The organism is Micromonospora sp. MH99, assembly GCF_021442385.1.
GTDB lineage: Bacteria > Actinomycetota > Actinomycetes > Mycobacteriales > Micromonosporaceae > Micromonospora.
Genome location: NZ_MUZA01000008.1, coordinates 37,064 through 54,659, shown reverse-complemented (window position 1 = coordinate 54,659; position 17,596 = coordinate 37,064). Strand labels below are relative to the sequence as shown.

General features: G+C 72.1%; 20 protein-coding genes. 10 read left to right on the top strand and 10 right to left on the bottom strand.

What is annotated here, in order from left to right; all coding sequences use genetic code 11:
- Positions 1–94: 94 nt before the first annotated feature.
- The 4 genes from B0E54_RS06585 to B0E54_RS06570 form a co-directional block, all read right to left on the bottom strand.
- The gene (locus B0E54_RS06585) at positions 95–1,384 is read right to left on the bottom strand and encodes a hypothetical protein (protein ID WP_234582360.1); all 1,290 of its coding nucleotides are present in this window, start codon (positions 1,382–1,384) and stop codon (positions 95–97) included.
- 62 nt (positions 1,385–1,446) lie between these two features.
- Positions 1,447–2,022, bottom strand: coding sequence for a TetR/AcrR family transcriptional regulator (locus B0E54_RS32735; RefSeq protein ID WP_234582359.1), 576 nt, complete (start codon positions 2,020–2,022; stop codon positions 1,447–1,449).
- Positions 2,015–2,815, bottom strand: coding sequence for an alpha/beta fold hydrolase (locus B0E54_RS06575; protein ID WP_234582358.1), 801 nt, complete (start codon positions 2,813–2,815; stop codon positions 2,015–2,017). The genes B0E54_RS32735 and B0E54_RS06575 overlap by 8 nt, the downstream gene beginning before the upstream one ends.
- Positions 2,816–2,857: 42 nt before the next feature.
- On the bottom strand, positions 2,858–3,778 hold the full coding sequence (locus B0E54_RS06570) for a proline dehydrogenase family protein (RefSeq protein ID WP_234582357.1): 921 nt from the start codon (positions 3,776–3,778) through the stop codon (positions 2,858–2,860).
- Between B0E54_RS06570 and B0E54_RS06565 the strand changes: the two genes are divergently transcribed.
- The 3 genes from B0E54_RS06565 to B0E54_RS06555 are packed head-to-tail and all read left to right on the top strand — an operon-like array spanning position 3,777 to position 5,908.
- Positions 3,777–4,133, top strand: coding sequence for a hypothetical protein (locus tag B0E54_RS06565; RefSeq protein WP_234582356.1), 357 nt, complete (start codon positions 3,777–3,779; stop codon positions 4,131–4,133). The genes B0E54_RS06570 and B0E54_RS06565 overlap by 2 nt on opposite strands.
- A 1-nt stretch (position 4,134) precedes the next feature.
- Complete coding sequence (locus tag B0E54_RS06560; RefSeq protein WP_234582355.1) at positions 4,135–5,301, top strand: glutathionylspermidine synthase family protein; 1,167 nt, start codon at positions 4,135–4,137, stop codon at positions 5,299–5,301.
- Positions 5,302–5,320: 19 nt separating this feature from the next.
- Complete coding sequence (locus B0E54_RS06555; RefSeq protein WP_234582354.1) at positions 5,321–5,908, top strand: CGNR zinc finger domain-containing protein; 588 nt, start codon at positions 5,321–5,323, stop codon at positions 5,906–5,908.
- Positions 5,909–5,926: 18 nt separating this feature from the next.
- Here B0E54_RS06555 and B0E54_RS06550 read toward each other — a convergent pair whose 3' ends face one another.
- Both B0E54_RS06550 and B0E54_RS06545 read right to left on the bottom strand, forming a co-directional pair.
- Positions 5,927–6,733 carry a sugar phosphate isomerase/epimerase gene (locus B0E54_RS06550; protein ID WP_234582353.1) on the bottom strand — a complete coding sequence of 269 codons (807 nt, stop codon included), beginning with the start codon at positions 6,731–6,733 and terminating at the stop codon, positions 5,927–5,929.
- A gap of 76 nt (positions 6,734–6,809) precedes the next feature.
- Complete coding sequence (locus tag B0E54_RS06545) at positions 6,810–7,754, bottom strand: Ppx/GppA phosphatase family protein (protein ID WP_234582352.1); 945 nt, start codon at positions 7,752–7,754, stop codon at positions 6,810–6,812.
- A gap of 80 nt (positions 7,755–7,834) precedes the next feature.
- On the opposite strand from B0E54_RS06545, the gene B0E54_RS06540 reads away from it, so the two are divergent.
- The 3 genes from B0E54_RS06540 to B0E54_RS06530 are packed head-to-tail and all read left to right on the top strand — an operon-like array spanning position 7,835 to position 9,250.
- On the top strand, positions 7,835–8,632 hold the full coding sequence (locus B0E54_RS06540; RefSeq protein WP_234582433.1) for a hypothetical protein: 798 nt from the start codon (positions 7,835–7,837) through the stop codon (positions 8,630–8,632).
- A gap of 34 nt (positions 8,633–8,666) precedes the next feature.
- Positions 8,667–8,867 (top strand): ribbon-helix-helix domain-containing protein, encoded by a 201-nt coding sequence (locus tag B0E54_RS06535; RefSeq protein WP_234582351.1) that lies wholly within the window; start codon positions 8,667–8,669, stop codon positions 8,865–8,867.
- Positions 8,867–9,250, top strand: coding sequence for a type II toxin-antitoxin system death-on-curing family toxin (locus B0E54_RS06530; protein WP_234582350.1), 384 nt, complete (start codon positions 8,867–8,869; stop codon positions 9,248–9,250). The genes B0E54_RS06535 and B0E54_RS06530 overlap by 1 nt, the downstream gene beginning before the upstream one ends.
- Positions 9,251–9,262: 12 nt before the next feature.
- Here B0E54_RS06530 and B0E54_RS06525 read toward each other — a convergent pair whose 3' ends face one another.
- Entirely contained in the window at positions 9,263–9,841 is a 579-nt protein-coding gene (locus B0E54_RS06525) for a TetR/AcrR family transcriptional regulator (protein ID WP_234582349.1), read from the bottom strand.
- Between the two features lie 455 nt (positions 9,842–10,296).
- Here B0E54_RS06525 and B0E54_RS06520 point away from each other — a divergent pair, with 455 nt between their 5' ends.
- The gene (locus B0E54_RS06520; RefSeq protein WP_234582348.1) at positions 10,297–10,950 is read left to right on the top strand and encodes an NADPH-dependent F420 reductase; all 654 of its coding nucleotides are present in this window, start codon (positions 10,297–10,299) and stop codon (positions 10,948–10,950) included.
- Between the two features lie 61 nt (positions 10,951–11,011).
- Here the strand turns inward: B0E54_RS06520 and B0E54_RS06515 are convergent, their stop codons facing one another.
- Together B0E54_RS06515 and B0E54_RS06510 are read right to left on the bottom strand one after the other, a co-directional pair.
- Positions 11,012–11,695: a response regulator transcription factor gene (locus B0E54_RS06515; RefSeq protein WP_039906992.1), complete on the bottom strand. Its 684-nt coding sequence runs from the start codon at positions 11,693–11,695 to the stop codon at positions 11,012–11,014.
- 23 nt (positions 11,696–11,718) lie between these two features.
- Complete coding sequence (locus B0E54_RS06510; protein ID WP_374109251.1) at positions 11,719–12,978, bottom strand: sensor histidine kinase; 1,260 nt, start codon at positions 12,976–12,978, stop codon at positions 11,719–11,721.
- 224 nt (positions 12,979–13,202) lie between these two features.
- On the opposite strand from B0E54_RS06510, the gene phoU reads away from it, so the two are divergent.
- The gene (gene phoU, locus B0E54_RS06505) at positions 13,203–13,856 is read left to right on the top strand and encodes a phosphate signaling complex protein PhoU (protein WP_234582346.1); all 654 of its coding nucleotides are present in this window, start codon (positions 13,203–13,205) and stop codon (positions 13,854–13,856) included.
- A 50-nt stretch (positions 13,857–13,906) separates the two neighbouring features.
- On the opposite strand, the gene B0E54_RS06500 is transcribed toward phoU, so the two are convergent.
- Complete coding sequence (locus B0E54_RS06500) at positions 13,907–14,674, bottom strand: phosphoglyceromutase (RefSeq protein ID WP_007465667.1); 768 nt, start codon at positions 14,672–14,674, stop codon at positions 13,907–13,909.
- 153 nt (positions 14,675–14,827) lie between these two features.
- Between B0E54_RS06500 and B0E54_RS06495 the strand changes: the two genes are divergently transcribed.
- Positions 14,828–16,111 carry an MFS transporter gene (locus tag B0E54_RS06495; protein ID WP_234582345.1) on the top strand — a complete coding sequence of 428 codons (1,284 nt, stop codon included), beginning with the start codon at positions 14,828–14,830 and terminating at the stop codon, positions 16,109–16,111.
- Between the two features lie 149 nt (positions 16,112–16,260).
- A complete protein-coding gene (locus B0E54_RS06490; RefSeq protein WP_234582344.1) occupies positions 16,261–17,550 on the top strand; it encodes an MFS transporter in 1,290 nt (429 codons plus the stop codon).
- Positions 17,551–17,596 lie beyond the last annotated feature (46 nt).

Sequence of the window (17,596 nt, the reverse complement as noted above, 5' to 3'; positions counted from 1 at the left end):
CGGGCGCCCAGCCGCCCGCCAGTCCCCGGGAACAGGTCAGCCGGGCACGCCGCGCCACGTGCTGGTGACCGGGTCCCAGGCCACCGGCAGCCTTTCAGGCGCTGGTGGCGCGGACGTACGCCACGCACTCGTCGTGCAGTGTCGACCACTGCTCGCCGAACGCCTGCTCGGCGGCGACGTCGGCGGTCTTGCGCTCGTGCACCATGGCCTTGAAGAAGGCGAGCAGCCGCTCCGGTCCGAACCTGTCGACGAGGTGGCGGACGGCGAGGTAGCCGACCCCGTAGCTGCCGCCGACCCGCTCGGCGGGCGCGTCGTCGGCGGGCGTGACGCCCTCCAGCCGGCCGTCCCAACCGGCCCGGACCAGCTTGCGCACCTCGGCGAGCCCCTCGTACCTGTCGACCGGCTGGCCGCCCGAGCCGGCGAACTCGGCCAGCCCCTCGACGAGCCACCAGGTCGTCTTGCCCGGGTAGCCGCGTTCCGGCAGCGAGGCGGCGTGGGTCAGCTCGTGCCGGAGCAGGTCGTCGGTGCCGCTGCTGGTCAACCCGTCGGCGTTGAGCACCACCTCGTGATGGCCGCCGCCCACGGTCACCGCGTAGCCGCCGGTCCACTGTGGGCGTCCGCCGCCGTACCAGCGCTGCCACTCCGCCCGACCGGCGTAGAAGATCCGGTAGCGGTCCGGCGGCGAGCCGGTCACCGCGTAGGTGTCGGCGACCGCGGCGGCCGCCTCCGCCTGGGTCAGCAGGCCGGCCAGTTTCCCGCGCAGCGCCGGTGTGGTGGCGACGATGGTCCGGGCGCCGACCGCCACGGCCAGCTCGCTGATCTCCCATGGTCGGGTGCCGGTCTCGGCGGACTTCGACTCCTCCAGCGCGATCAGTCGCGGCTGGTCGCCGTTCTCCCGCCAGCGGGTGCCGATCAGCACGGGGCTCGGTCGGCAGCCGGGCGCCACGAAGCAGTATTGGAAGCGCACCAGCAGCCGCCACTCGCCGGGCTTGCCGACGACAGGTACGGGCAGGCCGCTCGGCTCGGCCCGCCACACCGTCACCTTCAGGGCGCGCAGCGCGGCGAAGCGACGGCGCAGGTCGGAATGCGCGGCGGGGTCGGCGACGGCGAGGAAGCCGGCCCGGTCGCCGCCGAGCAGCGCCGTGGACTGCCGCTGGAGTTGCGCTGTCATCCGGTCGGACAGAGCACGGGCGACGGCGGTGGCCGGGTCGTCGGTCGCGGCGGCGCCGGCCCGGCTGATCGTGGCCCGGCCGCCGGCCTCGCGGACCGCACCGACGATCAACGCCGCCGGAAGGCCGCAGCCCAGCAGCAGGACCATCACGACGAGCACGGTCCACAGCGGCCAGAGCCGCCGCGGTGCTGGCTGCTGCACCCCGTCAGTCACCCGCCGAAGGGTACGACCAAAGGGCGGATCGGGCGAGGCCGACCCGGGCCGATCGGACCGGGTCAGGCTCCCCGAGCCGGCCAGGAGCGGAATGCCACGTCCAAGCCGGCGACCAACTGGTGGTACGACCTGTCGACCTCGCGCGGCAGGCCGAAGCCACCGGCGGCCTCCAGGGCGACGAAACCGTGCAGGGCGCTGCGCAGCGCCCGGGTCGCGTCCACCGCGTCGTCGCCGGTGAGTCCGTAGCCGCGCAGCACCGCGAAGATGGCGCCTACCGCGCGTTCGCCCGCCTCGACGTGTTCCGGGTCGGACGGGTCGGGCACCCGCTGGGTGGCGGGGTAGCGCCCGGGGTGCCGGTGGGCGTACGCGCGGTAGGCGTCCGCCATCGCCCGCAGCGCGTCCCCACCGGAGCGGCCGGCGGCCGCCGTGGTCAGCTCGGTGGCCAGCTCGGCGCTGGCCAGCGCGGCGAGCTTCTGGCTCAGCGCGTCCGCCCCTTTGATGTGCTTGTAGAGGCTGGGCAGCGCGACTCCGAGCCGGCTGGCGAGCGCGGCGAGGGTGAGCTGGTGGTAGCCGACCTCGTCGGCCAGCCGGGCGGCCTCGCGCACCACGGTCTGCTGGTTGAGCCCGGCCCTAGGCACCGGCACACACCGCCAGGAAAGCCACCAGCTCGTCGGCGGTGGCCCGCGGCCGGTCGGCGTGCGGGTAGTGCCCGGCCTCCTCGATCATCCGGGCCTCGGCGACGCGGAACAGCCGGCGGGCCGCCCGCGCCTCGGCGCCCGGGTCGGGGAAGTCCGGGTCCTTCGCGCCCATCAGCACCAGCACCGGTTGGCGTACCTGCGGCGCGCGGGCGGTCCAGTGCGGCTCGACCGGCGCGATCACACCGCGGGTCGCGGCCATCCGGCCGGGCTCGCGCAGGTTGGCCACCATCGACCGGCGGTACGACGCGTCGTCGGCCGGCCGGTGCACGGGGAAGAGTGTGTTGTGGAACATCCCGAACAGTCGTGGACTGCGCAGCACAGCTCCCATCGCCAGCCGCAGCAGCGGGTTGAGTTTGGGCTGACCGACGAACGCGCCGATCTGCACGATGCCGGAGACCAGCTCGGGCGCGTCGGTCGCGGCGAAGACCACCGCCGCGGCGGCGGACGAGCTGCCGACCAGCACGGCCGGCCCGGCGTCGAGGTCACTGACGACGGCCAGCAGGTCGGCGCCGACCTCCGCCGGGGCGTACGTGGGCCAGCCGACGCTGGACTCCCCGTGCCCGCGTACGTCGACCGAGGCGACCCGGTGACCGGCGGCCACGAGCAGCGGCACGAGGTGTCGGAAGCTCGCCCTGTTCTCGCCCATGCCGTGGGCGAGGACGACGAGTGGGCCGTCGCCGTGCACCTCGTACGCGATGTGTCCGCCGTCGCACCGCACCTGGCTAACTGTCATAGCTTGAAGCTAAGGCAATTAGCCAGGCGCGTCAAGCGGCTCCTACTTCTTGGAGATCAGGGCCCGGCCGAAGAAGACCAGGTTCGCCGGACGCTCGGCGAGCCGACGCATCAGGTAGCCGTACCACTCGTCGCCGTACGGCACGTAGGTGCGCACCGTGTAGCCCTCGCCGGCCAGCCGGGCCTGCTCCTCGGGCCGGATGCCGTAGAGCATCTGGAACTCGAAGCGATCGGGCCCCCGGTCGAACCAGCGCGCCCGGTCCTCGCCGATCGCGATCATCCGCGGATCGTGGGTCGCCAGCATCGGGTAGCCGTCGCCGGACATCAGGATGTTGAGGCAGCGGACGTAGGACTTGTCCACCTCGCGGGCCGACTGGTACGCCACCGACTCCGGCTCCCGGTACGCGCCCTTGCACAGACGCACCCGCGACCCGGCGGAGGACAACTCCCGGCAGTCCGACTCGGTCCGCCGCAGGTACGCCTGGAGCACCGCGCCTGTCGACGGGAAGTCCTTGCGCAGCTTGGCCAGCACCTCCAGCGTCGAGTCGGTGGTGGTGTGGTCCTCCATGTCCAGGGTGACGGTGGTGCCCGCCGCGTCGGCGGCCGCGCAGATCGCCCGCACGTTGTCGTACGCCAACTGCTCGTCGAACATCTGGCCGAGCGCGGAGAGCTTCACGCTCACCTCGGCGGCCGGCGTCAGCCCGGCCCCGGAGAGCATCTTCAGCAGCTTCAGGTACTCGTCCCGGGTGGCCGTGGCCTGCTCGGGGGTGACGGTGTCCTCGCCCAGATGGTCGAGGGTGACGGCCAGACCGTCGTCGACGAGCCCGCGGGTCGCGCGCAACGCGTCGTCGGTGGCGGCGCCGGCGACGAACCGGCGAACGACGTCCCGAGTGTACGGGGCGGTCGCGACGAGCCGCTCGACCTGGGATGACCGGGAGGCGGCGAGGATGACGGAACGGAGCATGAGCCGAGCGTATCGCCCCTGCCAGGACCCCCGCCGAGGGGCGGCCGGGGCTGCGGTACTGGCGTCGATCGACTACAACGATGCCGTGGACCAACGCCCCCGCCGCCGACTCCGGTCGGCCTCCGTGCAGCTCGGCGCGCTCACCGCTCTCGCGCTCGCCCTCTCCGGCTGCAACATGACCTCGGACGACGACGATGACGACTGTGCCCTCGGGCCGGTCGGCGGCGGCGACACGGTCGCGCTGGCGATGCGGGTCACCGCGCCCGCCGCGGGGCGGACCGCCGGGGAGCCGACGACGGCCGCCCTGCCCGAGCGCGGCGGATTCGGCACCCACCTCGCCTCCTGCGGCGGCTGACGTGCGCCGCGAGTCCGTGCCACCCCGGCCCGACTGGGACGCCACCATCCGCGCGCAGGGGCTGGTCTACGTCGACACCGAACTGCCCGACGGCGGGATCATGTCGTACTGGGACGAGACCGCCGCGTACGCCTTCGACCTCGACGAGGTGCTGCGGCTGGAGGAGGCCACGGAGGAGCTGCACCGGATGTCGGTGGCCGCCGCCGAGCACGTGGTGGCGCAGCGCCGGTACGCCGAGTTCGGCATTCCCGCCTGGGCGGCCGACGCGGTGGCCCGGTCACTGCGCGAGGCGCCACCCACCCTCTACGGGCGCTTCGACCTGGCGTACGACGGCACCTGGCCGCCGAAGATGCTGGAGTACAACGCCGACACACCTACGGCGCTTGTCGAGGCGAGCATCATCCAGTGGTACTGGCTGGAGCAGACCCGCCCCGAGCTGGACCAGTGGAACAGCCTGCACGAGCGGCTGGTCGGCGCCTGGGCCAAGATCGGCGCCGGGCTGCACGACCCACTGGTGCACGTGCTCTGGTCGAACGAGGAGGAGTCGGGCGAGGACCACATGACGGCCGGCTACCTCGCCGAGACCGCCCGGCAGGCCGGCCTGAGCGTCGAGCTGCAGCCCATCCAGGAGATCGGCTGGGACGGCCGGCGCTTCGTCGACGCCGCCGACCGCCCGGTGACCACCTGCTTCAAGCTCTACCCCTGGGAGTGGATGCTGGCCGAGCCGTACGGGCCGCCCGCCCTGGCACCGGGCACCCCGACCACCTGGATCGAGCCGGCGTGGAAGCTACTGCTGTCCAACAAGGCGCTGCTCGCGATCCTCTGGGAGCTGTACCCCGACCACGAGTACCTGCTCCCGGCGTACCTCGACTCGCCGCGGGGCATGCCCGAGTACGTGGCCAAGCCGCTGCTCGGCCGGGAGGGCGGCTCGGTACGCATCGTGACCGCCGCCGAGGAGATCACCAATCCGGGGATCTACGGCGACGAGGGCTGGTGCTACCAGGAGTTCCGGGCGCTGCCGCAGTTCGCCGGCAACCGGGTGGTGCTGGGCAGCTGGATCGTCGACGGCGAGTCGGCCGGGGTGGGCGTCCGGGAGAGCGCAAGTCTGATCACCGACGGTTACGCGCGGTTCCTGCCGCACTACATCGACGCGGCGCGCACCCCGTGAGTCGTCTACCGTTGGGGGCGTGAACTTCGACGCGTACGCCCGGACCGGCGTTGACCTGGTCAACGCCCGCCTGGACGACCTCGACGACCTGCGGGCCCTCTTCCCCGACGACAACGCCTGGATGCGCGACGAGGTCGCCGATCGTGACGTCGCGATCTTCCGGCGGGCGCAGAAGCGGCTCCGCGACGTCTTCGAGTACGGCACCTCGGGGCGCGACGCCCAGGCGGTGACCGAGCTGAACGCGCTGCTCGAGGCGTTCCCGGTCCAGCCGCGCATCTCCGGGCACGACTCCAGCGACTGGCACATGCACGTGACCAGCCGGGGCGCGTCGGTCAGCGCCGAATACCTGGCCGGCGCGGTCTGGGGGCTGTCGGTCTGGCTCTGCGAGTACGGCAGCGCCCGCTTCGGGGTGTGCGCCGACGAGCGGTGCGGCAACGTCTACCTGGACACGTCGTCCAACTGCTGCCGGCGGTTCTGCTCGGAGCGCTGCGCCACCCGCTCGCACGTGGCGGCACACCGGGCCCGCAAGCGGGCCGCCATCGGTGAGCAGCTGCCGGTCGCCCCGCAGCCGACCTCGACCACCGAGTCGCTCACCCCGGTCAGCTGACGCCGGGCCCCGCCGGGGTCAGACGTCGACAGGTGACTGGGCGGGCAGGTGCTGGCGGGCGAACTCCAGCGCGGCGCGCAGGTCCGCCTCGCGCACCGCGCGGCTCTTCGCGCCCCGGGTCGCCACCTCGACGGCCACCGAGCCGGTGAAGCCCCGCGCCGCCAGCGAGGAGAGCAGCTCTCCGCAGGGCTGGGTGCCGCGCCCGGGCACCAGATGCTCGTCGCGGCCCTCGCCGGTGCCGTCGCCGAGGTGCACGTGGGCCAGGCCCGCGCCCATCCGGTCGGCCATCTCCAGCGGGTCGCTGTGCGAGGCCGCGCAGTGCGACAGATCCAGCGTGTACGACGGGTAGCCGGTGTCGGTGGGATCCCACCCGGGGACGTATGGGACGAACTGCCGGCCCGCCATCCGCACCGGGTACATGTTCTCCACCGCGAAACGCAGGCCGTTGAACCGGTCCGCGACAGTGGCCAGCCCCTCGGCGAAGTTGCGCGCGTAGTCCCGCTGCCAGGAGAACGGCGGGTGCACCACCACCGTCGGCGCTCCCAGCGTCTCGGCCAGCTCGGCGGCCCGGCGCAGCCGCTGCCACGGGTCGGGGCTCCACACCCGCTGGGTGACCAGCAGGCAGGGCGCGTGCACCGACAGCACCGGCACGTCGTAGTGCGCCGACAGGCCGCGCAGCGCGCCCGCGTCCTGGCTGACGACGTCGGTCCAGACCATCACCTCGACGCCGTCGTAGCCGAGCGCCGCGGCCAGTTGGAACGCCGCCGCGGTCGGCTCGGGGAAGACCGACGAGCTGGACAGGAGCACCGGAACGCGGGAAGTCACATCAGCCAGCGTAGCCCGGCTGTCGCGGGGCCATCAGGACGAGCACTGGCAAACCACTCGTAACCCGGCACCCTGGTCAGATCGGCTCCAGTTGATCGAGTCGACGGAGGATGACCCCCTCCCGCAGGGCCCACGGGCAGATGTCCAGCGTGTCCAGGTCGAGCCGGCGCATCACCGCCTCGGCGACCACCGCGCCCGCCAGCAACTGGTGGGCCCGACCGGCGCTGACCCCCTCCAGCTCCATCAACTGGGTCGGTGGAATGTGCCGGATGAAGCCGATGACCTGCCGCAGACCGCCACGGGTCAGGCTGCGCCGCGTCCAGAGCCCGGCCCCGGACGGCGCCGCGCCGGCCAGTCGGGCCAGGGTGCGGAACGTCTTCGAGGTGGCCACAGCCCGACCCCAGCCCACCTCGGTCAACTGGTCGACGACCTTGTCCAGCCGGCCGTCCACGTACTCCCGCAGCTTGTCGACGGTCTCGGCGGACGGCGGCGTCGCGCTGTCCGGGTCGACGCGCAGCCGCTCCCGGGTCAGCCGGCCGGCGCCGAGCGGCAGCGAGATCGCGACGTCCGGGTCCTCGTCGATCCCGGCGGCGATCTCCAGGGAGCCGCCACCGATGTCGAGCACCAGCAGACGCCCCGCCGACCAGCCGAACCAGCGCCGCACCGCCAGGAACGTCATCCGCGCCTCGTCCGCGCCGGAGAGCACCTCCAGGCGTACGCCTGTCTCGTCGCGGACCCGGGCGAGCACGTCGGCCGCGTTGGTGGCGTCGCGGACGGCGGACGTGGCGAACGCGATCAGGTCGTCCGCCTCCAAACCGGTGGCCGCTGCCTTGGCCATGCCGACCGCCTTGACCAGGCTGTCCGAGCCGGCCTCGGTCAACGCGCCGTCCGGGCCGATCTGCTCGGCGAGACGCAGGACGACCTTCTCCGAGTGCGCCGGCCAGGGGTGCGCGCCGTGGTGCGCGTCGACCACCAGCAGGTGCACCGTGTTGGATCCGACGTCGAGGACACCCAGTCGCATGGTGAAGACCCTAGGTGCAACACGTTCGTGCGGCTCGTCGGCCCACGGACGTCACCGCGCGTACGCTGGTCCGAGTGACGATGGAGCTCCGCGTGCTGGTGGACGACCCGGGCGACCCGCGCAGCCGCGAGGTGCCGCTGGACTTTCCCCGGGAGTGGATCGAGTTCGCCGACCCGGCCGACGAGACCCACCTGATCCGTGCCGACCTGACCTGGCTGCTCTCCCGCTGGACCTGCATCTTCGGTCGCGGTTGCCACGGCATCATCGCCGGCCGGTCCGCCGACGGCTGCTGCTCGCACGGGGCGTTCTTCACCGACTCGGACGACGAGAAGCGTGTCCGCAACGCCGTCAAACAGCTCACCCCGTCGACCTGGCAGCACTACCGGCGCGGTTTCAAGAACTGGACCGACGAGGACACGATCGACGGCAAGAACCCGGCACGCCGCACCGCCACCCAGGGCGCCGACGGGCCGTGCGTCTTCCTCAACGACGCCGACTTCGCCGGCGGGGGCGGATGCGCGCTGCACGCCCAGGCGCTGCGCGACGGGGTGCACCCGCTGGAATACAAGCCGGACGTCTGCTGGCAGCTGCCGATCCGGCGGGACCAGGACTGGGTCAAGCGACCCGACAACTCCAAAGTGCTGGTCTCCACCCTGTCCGAGTTCGACAGGCGCGGCTGGGGCGCCGGCGGGCACGATCTGGACTGGTGGTGCACCTCCTCGACGGACGCCCACGTGGGCGCCGAGCCGATGTACCTGTCGTACGGGCCGGAGCTGACCGCGCTGATCGGCGCCGCCGCGTACGAGCGGCTGGCCGAGCTGTGCGCCGCCCGGGTGCGGCAGGGCCTGGTCGCCCCGCACCCCGCCGACAATCTCTAGCCGATCTTGGTAGCAGCATTGCTACCATATGCGTATGGCAATGACCCTCCGGCTGGATGACGAACGCGAACGGCGACTCCGTCTCGTCGCGGACGAGGAGGGCCGATCCATGCACGCCGTCGTGGTAACCGCCATCGACGACTACCTGGCGCGACGGAACGCCAAGGAGTTCGGCGACCTCGCCGACGAGATCATCGAACGGCACGCCACGCTGCTCGCACGCCTGGCCGAGTGATGACAGAGGTCCGATATCCCACGCTCGTCGACGTCGCGGGCATCGCCCGCAAACTCGGCGTCGGCATCAGGGACGCCGGCCTCGTGGAGTCGGCAGTCGCTCGACCGCGGACAAGCGTCTTCGGCGAGGACGCCTACCCCGACCTGTGGACCAAGGCGGCGGCACTGCTGCACTCACTGGCCAACAACCATCCGTTCGTGGACGGCAACAAACGGATCAGCTGGATCGTGACGATCGCCTTCCTGCTGCAGAACCGCGCCGTCAGCATCGACCAGCTCGATGAGACCGACCAGAACGTCGCGTACGACATGGTCATCAGCGTGGCGGAGGGCCGCCTGACGGAGGTCGCCGAGATCGCGGCGGCGCTGCGCAAACTGTTCTGAGTTGAGCGCGCGTCAGCGCAACGCCGCGTCGACGAGCGTGCGGGCGCTGCGCCGGGCCGCGTCGGCGATCACCGGGTCGCCGTCCAGCACACCGCCGGCGAGCCCGCCGTCGAGCAGCAGGGTGAGCTGCCGGGCCAGCAGCTCGGGGTCGGCCGCGCCGGCCTGCCGGGCCAGCTCGGTCACCCAGGCCCGGACGACGGTCTTGTGCTCGACCGTCCGGGCGTGCACCGGGCCGCCGGCCGGCGACTCCGCGGCCGTGTTGATGAACGCGCAACCGTGGTAGCCGTCCCGCCGGCAGGCGCTGGCGAGCGCGTCGAACATCCCGACCAACTGGTCGCGCGGCTCGTCGCCGGCATCCCGGGCGGCGGCGCGCAGCGCACCGAACCACGCCTGGTCGACCCGGTCGAGGTACGCCAGCACCAGGTCGTCCTTGCGCGGAAAGTGCTTGTAGAGCGTCGCCTTGGCCACGCCCGACTCGGCGATGACCGTGTCCACCCCCACGCCGCGCGGGCCGTGGGCGTAGAAGAGCCGGAACGCGGTCTCCAGGATCCGGTCCCGGGCCGAGCCGGCCGGCGTGCGGTGGGCAGGCATCGGTACTCCCTCGACGTGCTGGTGGCGGGCCAATTCTACAGACAGTTCCGTCTGCTGCCGCACGTCGTCCCGCGGCGGGTGCCGATGGCGCCTTCGACTCCTGTCGAGCTGCCCCATGTGCGGGGCGGCGCCAATGGGGAGGAGCCGTCGGAGTGAGCCACCGGTGCCGCGCCGCGTTCGGCCTCGCGCCGGCCCTCGCCCAGCCCGCGTCCGGCCCTCGCCCAGCCCGCGTCCGGCCCCCGCCCAGCCCACGTTCGGCCCGCGCCCGGCCGGGCCCGGCCCCCCGCCCAGCCCACGTTCGGCCGCGCCCGGCCGCCCCATTTCTGGGGCAGCTCTACAGGCAATGAGAGACACCTGCCCTGTCGCCTCCCGAGAGGCAGCAGTAGACAGACCTGTCTGTTAGCCTACCGACAGGCGGCGCGAGGCCACCGCGCCCGAGTGGAGGATCGATCGACATGCGCATCGCAGTTCTCGGCACCGGCTCGGTCGGCAGGACCATCAGCGCCCGCGCGGCGGAGCTGGGCCACCAGGTCACCATCGGCACCCGCGACGTCGCGACCACCCTGGCCGGCGAGTACGCCACCTGGACCGCCGAGCACCCCGAGGTGGGCCTGGCGACCCACGCGGATGCGGCCGCGGACGCCGAACTGGTGGTCAACGCCACCAGTGGCAGCGGCTCCCTGCCGGCGCTCACCGCGGCCGGCGCGGCCAACCTGGCCGGCAAGGCCCTGCTCGACATCGCCAACCCGCTCGACTTCAGGGCGGGCTTCCCACCAACCCTGACCGTGCAGGACACCGACTCCCTCGCCGAGCAGATCCAGCGGGAGTTTCCGCAGGCCAAGGTGGTCAAATCGCTCAACACGCTGACCGCCGAGCTGATGGTGCGCCCGCGCCAGCTCGCCGACGGCGCGCACACGGTCTTCGTCTCCGGCGACGACGCGGAGGCCAAGCGGATCGTCACCGGGCTGCTCGTCAGCTTCGGCCACACCGACGTGATCGACCTCGGCGACCTCTCCACCGCCCGGGGCACCGAGATGCTCATGCCGCTGTGGTTGCGGCTCTACGGCCGGCTCGACACCGCCAACTTCAACATCAAGATCGTTCGCTGAGCGGACCCGGACCGGCCGAAGGGGGCCCACGCCGAGCGTGGACCCCCTTCGGGTCGGCCGATCACGGCTCGAACTTGTACCCCAGGCCCCGCACCGTGACGATGAAGCGCGGCGCCGACGGCTCCGGCTCGATCTTGGAGCGCAGCCGCTTGACGTGCACGTCAAGCGTCTTGGTGTCGCCCACGTAGTCGGCGCCCCAGACCCGGTCGATGAGCTGACCGCGGGTCAGCACCCGGCCCGCGTTGCGCAGCAGCAGCTCCAGCAACTCGAACTCCTTGAGCGGCAGCTGCACGGCCCCGCCCTCGACGGTCACCACGTGCCGCTCGATGTCCATCCGGACCGGGCCGGCGGCCAGCGTCGGGGCGCCCGCCTCGGCCACCTCCGGGCTCTGCCGGCGCAGCACCGCGCGGATCCGCGCGACCAGCTCCCGGGGAGAGTACGGCTTGGTGACGTAGTCGTCGGCGCCGATCTCCAAGCCGACCACCTTGTCGATCTCGCTGTCCCGCGCGGTGACCATGATGATCGGCACGGCCGAGCGCTGCCGGAGCTGCCGGCACACCTCGGTCCCGGACATCTCGGGCAACATCAGGTCGAGCAGCACGATGTCGGCGCCGGTTCGGTCGAACTCGGTGAGGGCATCGGTACCGGTCGCGGCGACCGAAACCTCGAAGCCCTCCTTACGGAGCATGTACGACAGGGCGTCGGAGAACGACTCCTCGTCCTCGACCACCAGAACGCGGCTCAACGGGGATTTCCTTTCCATTGCTGTCAGACCTGCCGTAGCTCGGCCGGACCGGCCTCGATCCCAACCGGCGGCAGTGTCGCCAGCAGGTCGTCAGGTGGACTGGCGGGCAACCGTAGGGTGAACGTCGATCCACCCCCAAGAGTGCTCGACACCTCCACCCGACCGCCATGGTTGCTCGCGATGTGTTTCACGATGGCCAGGCCGAGCCCGGTGCCACCTGTCGAACGCGAGCGGGCCTGGTCGGCCCGGTAGAACCGCTCGAAGATCCGGTCCACGTCCGTCGGGGCGATGCCGATGCCCTGGTCAGCGACCGCGACCTCGACATGTTCGCCGTCACCGCGGAGGGTGACCCGCACCGTGGTGTCCTCGCCCGAGTAGTTGATGGCGTTCTCCACCAGGTTCGCCACCGCCGTGGCGAGCTGACTGTCGCTGCCGTACGCGGTGAGACCGCGTTCGCCGTCGACAGTGACCTCGACCCCCCGGGCGGAAGCCGTGGTGCGGGTGCGGTCGACCACCTCGGCGATCACCCAGTCGAGCGCGACGGGCTCCGGTGGCGGCTGCGGTTCGGCGCCCTGGAGCCGGGTCAGCTCCAGCAACTCCTGCACCAGCCGGCCCAGCCGGGTCGACTCGTGCTGGATCCGTTCGGCGAACCGGCGGGCGGCGACCAGGTCCTCGGAGAGGTCGGGCACCGCGGCGTCGGCCGGCTCGGTGGCGTCCAGCAGCGCCTCGGCGAGCAGTTGGAGCGCGCCGATCGGGGTCTTGAGCTCGTGGCTCACGTTCGCCACGAAGTCACGCCGGACCCGGGTCAGCCGGTGCGACTCGGTCACGTCGACCGCCTCCACGGCGATGAAGCCGTTCCCGAGGCCCATGGCCCGCAGGTGCACGCCCAGCGGGTTCTCCCCCGCGCTGTCGCGACCCCGCGGCAGGTCCAGCTCGATCTCGCGCCGCACGCCGGTGCGCCGCACCTGGCCGGCGAGCGTACGGATCAACGGGTGCGCGGCGATCGAGCCCGGGGTGCTGCCGGTACGCAGCAGACCCATCGCACGGGCGGCCGGGTTGATCAGCACGGGGACGTCGTCGTCGTCCAGTACCACGACACCGGCCCGGAGCGAATCGATCGTCCGGCGGCCGAGCCCGGCCTGCTGCTCGTCGGCTATAGCGGGCCTCCCCCTGCTCCAGCGGGAGCTCGCGCTGCCCGTCGACGTGGAGCGACCGCGCGCCGGCAGGAACCGGGGCAGCAGGAGGCCGACGACCAGTCCGGTCGCCAACGCCACGGCCACCACGACCGCCACCGCCCACTCCACCCGGCGATCGTAGGGTCATTGTTAACCTGGCTACCACACAGAACGGGACGAACCACCCGCACTTCGGAAAGTGTTCACCCCCACGTCTGGCGTCGTTCACCGTCGTTCATCCGGGATCCGTTCAGCCGCCCTACCGTTGGCGTCGCACCTGCTCAACCCCTGCGCCGGCACCCGCCGGCGGCGACCGACCACAGGACGTGATGATGCGCGACGAGTTCCGGGCCGACCTCCAGATCGTCAGCCAACTGCTGGTGGACATGGCGGAGGGCGTCCGCGCTGCCATGCGCCAGGCCACCCGGGCCCTGCTCACCGCCGACCGGCAGGCCGCCGAGACGGTCATCGAGCGGGACGCCGAGATCGACGACCTCTACCGGCACGTCGAGGAGCGGGTGTGTGACCTGCTCGCCCGGCAGGCGCCGGTCGCCTCCGACCTGCGTGCCATGATCACCGCGCTGCACGTGGCGGCCGACCTGGAGCGGATGGGCGACCTGGCCGACCACGTGGCGAAGACGGCGCTGCGGCGGCACCCCTCGCCCGCCGTACCTGCCGAGCTGCGGTCGATCTTCACCGAGATGGCCGACATCGCCGACCGGATGGCGGTGAAGATCGGTTCGGTGCTGGCCAAGCCCGACGTCGACCTGGCCGGCGAGTTGGACCGGGACGACGACGCCATGGACGAGCTGCACAAGAGCCTGTTCTCGGTGCTGCTCGGCGACGACTGGCCGTACGGGGTGGAGACCGCCATCGACGCCACCCTGCTGGGCCGCTTCTACGAGCGTTTCGCCGACCACGCGGTGAACGCCGGCGAGCACGTGATCTACCTGATCACGGGGGAGAACAGCCCGGCCGCCAGCTGACGTACACGAAAAGGGGCCCCCGCACCGCGCGGGGGCCCCTTTTCCTGTGCTCAGCGGCCCTGGTTGGCGACCGCGGCGGCGGCTTCCTTCGCTGCCGTCGGGTCGAGGTAGGTGCCGCCCAGGGTGAGCGGGCGCAGTTGCGGGTCGAGGTCGTAGCGCAGCGGGATGCCGGTCGGGATGTTCAGCTTGGCGATCGCCTCGTCGGAGATCTGGTCGAGGTGCTTGACCAGGGCGCGCAGCGAGTTGCCGTGCGCCGCCACCAGCACCGTCCGGCCGGCCAGGATGTCCGGCACGATCGAGTCGTACCAGTAGGGCAGCATCCGCTCGACGACGTCCTTGAGGCACTCGGTACGCGGCATCAGCTCGGTCGGCAGCAGCGCGTAGCGCGGGTCGCCCACCTGCGACCACTCGTCGTCGTCCGCGATCGGCGGCGGCGGCGTGTCGTACGAGCGGCGCCAGAGCATGAACTGCTCCTCGCCGTACTCGTCAAGGGTCTGCTTCTTGTTCTTGCCCTGTAGGGCGCCGTAGTGCCGCTCGTTGAGCCGCCACGACCGGCGCACCGCGATCCAGTGCCGGTCGGCGGCGTTCAGCGCCAACTCGGCGGTGCGGATCGCCCGGCGCATCACGCTGGTGTGCACGACGTCCGGCAGCAGGCTGTGCTCGCGCAGCAGCTCGCCGCCGCGCCGCGCCTCGCCCTCGCCCTTCTCGGTCAGGTCGACGTCCACCCAGCCGGTGAAGAGGTTCTTGGCGTTCCAGTCACTTTCGCCGTGCCGCAGCAGGACCAGCGTCCCGACGGTGGGCCCCTCGCTCGCAGTCATGCCGATCATCCTGCCTCAACCCCGTACCGGACACGCGGGCACCCGTCGTGACGACCACCACGTGAAAAAGCGGATGACCTGCGAATCCGGCCGCCACTAGGGTTGTAAGGCGCTGTAGTCACATCGGTCATTACTTGCAAGCGGGGGCACCACGTGCGGACGATGCGGAGCTGGTTCCGGGACACCACCGGCGGCCTGCCGGCCACCTTCTGGTACCTGTGGTCGGGCACCCTGATCAACCGGCTCGGCTCGTTCGTCCTCGTCTTCCTCGCCATCTACCTGACCCAGGAACGCGGCTTCTCCCCCTCCCAGGCCGGCCTGGTGCTCGGCCTGTGGGGTGTCGGCGGCGCGGTCGGCACCACCGCCGGCGGCACCCTGGCCGACCGGTGGGGTCGCCGACCGACGCTGCTCACCGCGCATGTCGGCGCGGCGGCCATGATGCTCGCCCTCGGGCTGGCCCGTGACCTCTGGGCGGTGGCGCTGGGTGCGCTGCTGCTGGGCATGTTCGCCGAGGCGGCCCGGCCGGCGTTCGGCGCCATGATGATCGACGTGGTGCCGGCCAAGGACCGCCTGCGCGCCTTCTCGCTCAACTACTGGGCCATCAACCTGGGCTTCGCCTGCGCCGCCATCCTCGCCGGTCTCGCCGCGCAGGCCGACTACCTGCTGCTGTTCGTGGTCGACGCGGGCACGATGCTGATCACTGCGCTGATCATCTTCGTCCGGGTGCCGGAGACGCGCCACGGCGGATTCACCGTCGCGGCGACCACGGCCCCGCGCGGCGCGCTGCGCACCATCCTCAGCGACCGGGTCTACCTCGGCTTCGTGGCTCTGAACCTGTTCGCCGCGATGGTCTTCCTCCAGCACATCTCGATGCTGCCGATCGCCATGGGGGACTCCGGCCTGAGCCCGGCCACCTACGGCTCGGTGATCGCGCTCAACGGCCTGCTCATCGTCGTCGGCCAACTCTTCGTGCCCCGACTGATCCGGGGTCGGAACCGTTCGCAGGTGCTCGCCCTCGCCGCCGTGGTGATGGGTGTCGGGTTCGGACTGACCGCGTTCGCCAGCAGCGCCTGGTTCTACGGACTGACGGTGCTGATCTGGACGGTCGGCGAGATGTTGAACTCGCCCTCCAACTCCACGCTGATCGCCGAGCTCTCCCCGGCCGAACTGCGCGGTCGCTACCAGGGCGTGTTCGGGCTCTCCTGGCAGATCGCCGGGGCGAGCGCGCCGATCCTCGGCGGCCTGGTGCGCGAGCACGTCGGCAACGCCGCGCTCTGGTTCGGCTGCGCCGTGATCGGCGTGCTGACGGCGGTGGCCCACCTCGCGTCCGGTCCCGCCCGGGAGCGGCGTGCCGTCGCGCTACGCCACGCCGCCGAAGCGTCCACGCCGGTCGGCACCCGCGCCGCAACGGCGCAGCCCGCCGAGGCGACAGCCTGAGCCCCTGCGCGAACGCTGAGGCGACAGCCTCAGCCCGGTGTGACCGCTGAAACGAACGGCTCATGATCAGGAAACCGACTGGCGCAACCCGGCCCGACTTCCTACCGTCCAGGAGAAACGGTTAAGAAACTGAACTGTCGGGAGGTCGGATGCACGCCCTGCGGCGCTGGTGGCACGACACCGCGGGCGGCCTACCCGCCACCTTCTGGTACCTCTGGGCGGGATTGCTGATCAACCGCGCCGGCGCGTTCGCCATGCTCTTCCTGTCGCTCTACCTCACCGACGCCCGGGGAGCCAGCGAATCGGTGGCCGGCACCGTGGTCGGGGCGTACGGGGCCGGCGGGGCGGCCGGCGCGCTGCTCGGCGGGGTACTGGCTGACCGGTGGGGTCGCCGGGCCACCCTGCTCGCCGCCCACCTGGCCACCGCCGCCCTGATGGTGGCACTGGCCTTCAGCCGGCCCCTGCTGCTGATCGCGGCGCTCTCCGCGCTGGTCGGCGTGGTGCACTCGATGCCCAGCCCCGCCTTCGTGGCGGCGATCGTCGACGTGGTGCCCGCGCAACGCCGCTCACGCGCGTTCAACCTCCAGTTCTGGGCGTTCAACCTGGGCATGGCCGTCGCGTCGCTGCTCGCCGGGGTGCTTGCCGAGGCGAGCTTCACCGCGCTGTTCCTGGTCGACGCCGCCGCCACGCTGACCGCTGCGGCCGTCATCGCCTGGAAGGTGCCGGAGACCCTGCGCCGGGCCGGCCCGGCCGCGCCCCTCCCGCCCGCTGACCAGCAGGGGGTCGGCCGCTCCCGTCGACAGGGGCTGCACACCGCGCTCACCGACCGGAACTTCCTGATCTTCGTCGGGCTCACCTTCGTGCTGGCCGTCCTCACCCTGCAGACCTCGACGATCATGCCGCTGGCGATGCGCGCCGACGGTCTGGGACCGTCCGCGTACGGGGTGGTGGTGGCACTCGGGGGCGCGCTGATCGTGCTGGGGCAACTGTTCGTGCCCCGACTGATCGACAGGCACCGCAAGGACGTCGTACTGGCCGTCTCCACGGCCCTGCTGGCGGTCGGCTTCGGCGTGCTCACCGTCGCCGACGGCCTGGGCGTCTACCTCGGCGCGGCGGTGGTCTGGACGGTCGGTTCGATGCTCGCCGCGCCGCCCAACGCGCAGATCAACGCGGACCTGGCACCGCCCCAGCTGCGCGCGCGGTACCAGTCGGTCTTCTACCTGACGTTCCCGGCCGCGGCGTTCGTCGCACCCACACTGGGCGGGGTGAGCCTGCAGCACCTCGGCGACCGGCACTGGCTGATCGTGGGCGGGCTGGGCCTGCTGGCCGCGCTCGGGCACCTGCTGGCCGGGCCGCCCCGCGACCGGCACGTCGACGCGTTGCGCCGGGCCGCCGACCGGGAGCCGGCGCCGCGCGGGGACCGCGTCCAGACCGGCTGACCCATCCGACGGCAAAGCGCCCACCATGACCCGAAGGTCACGGTGG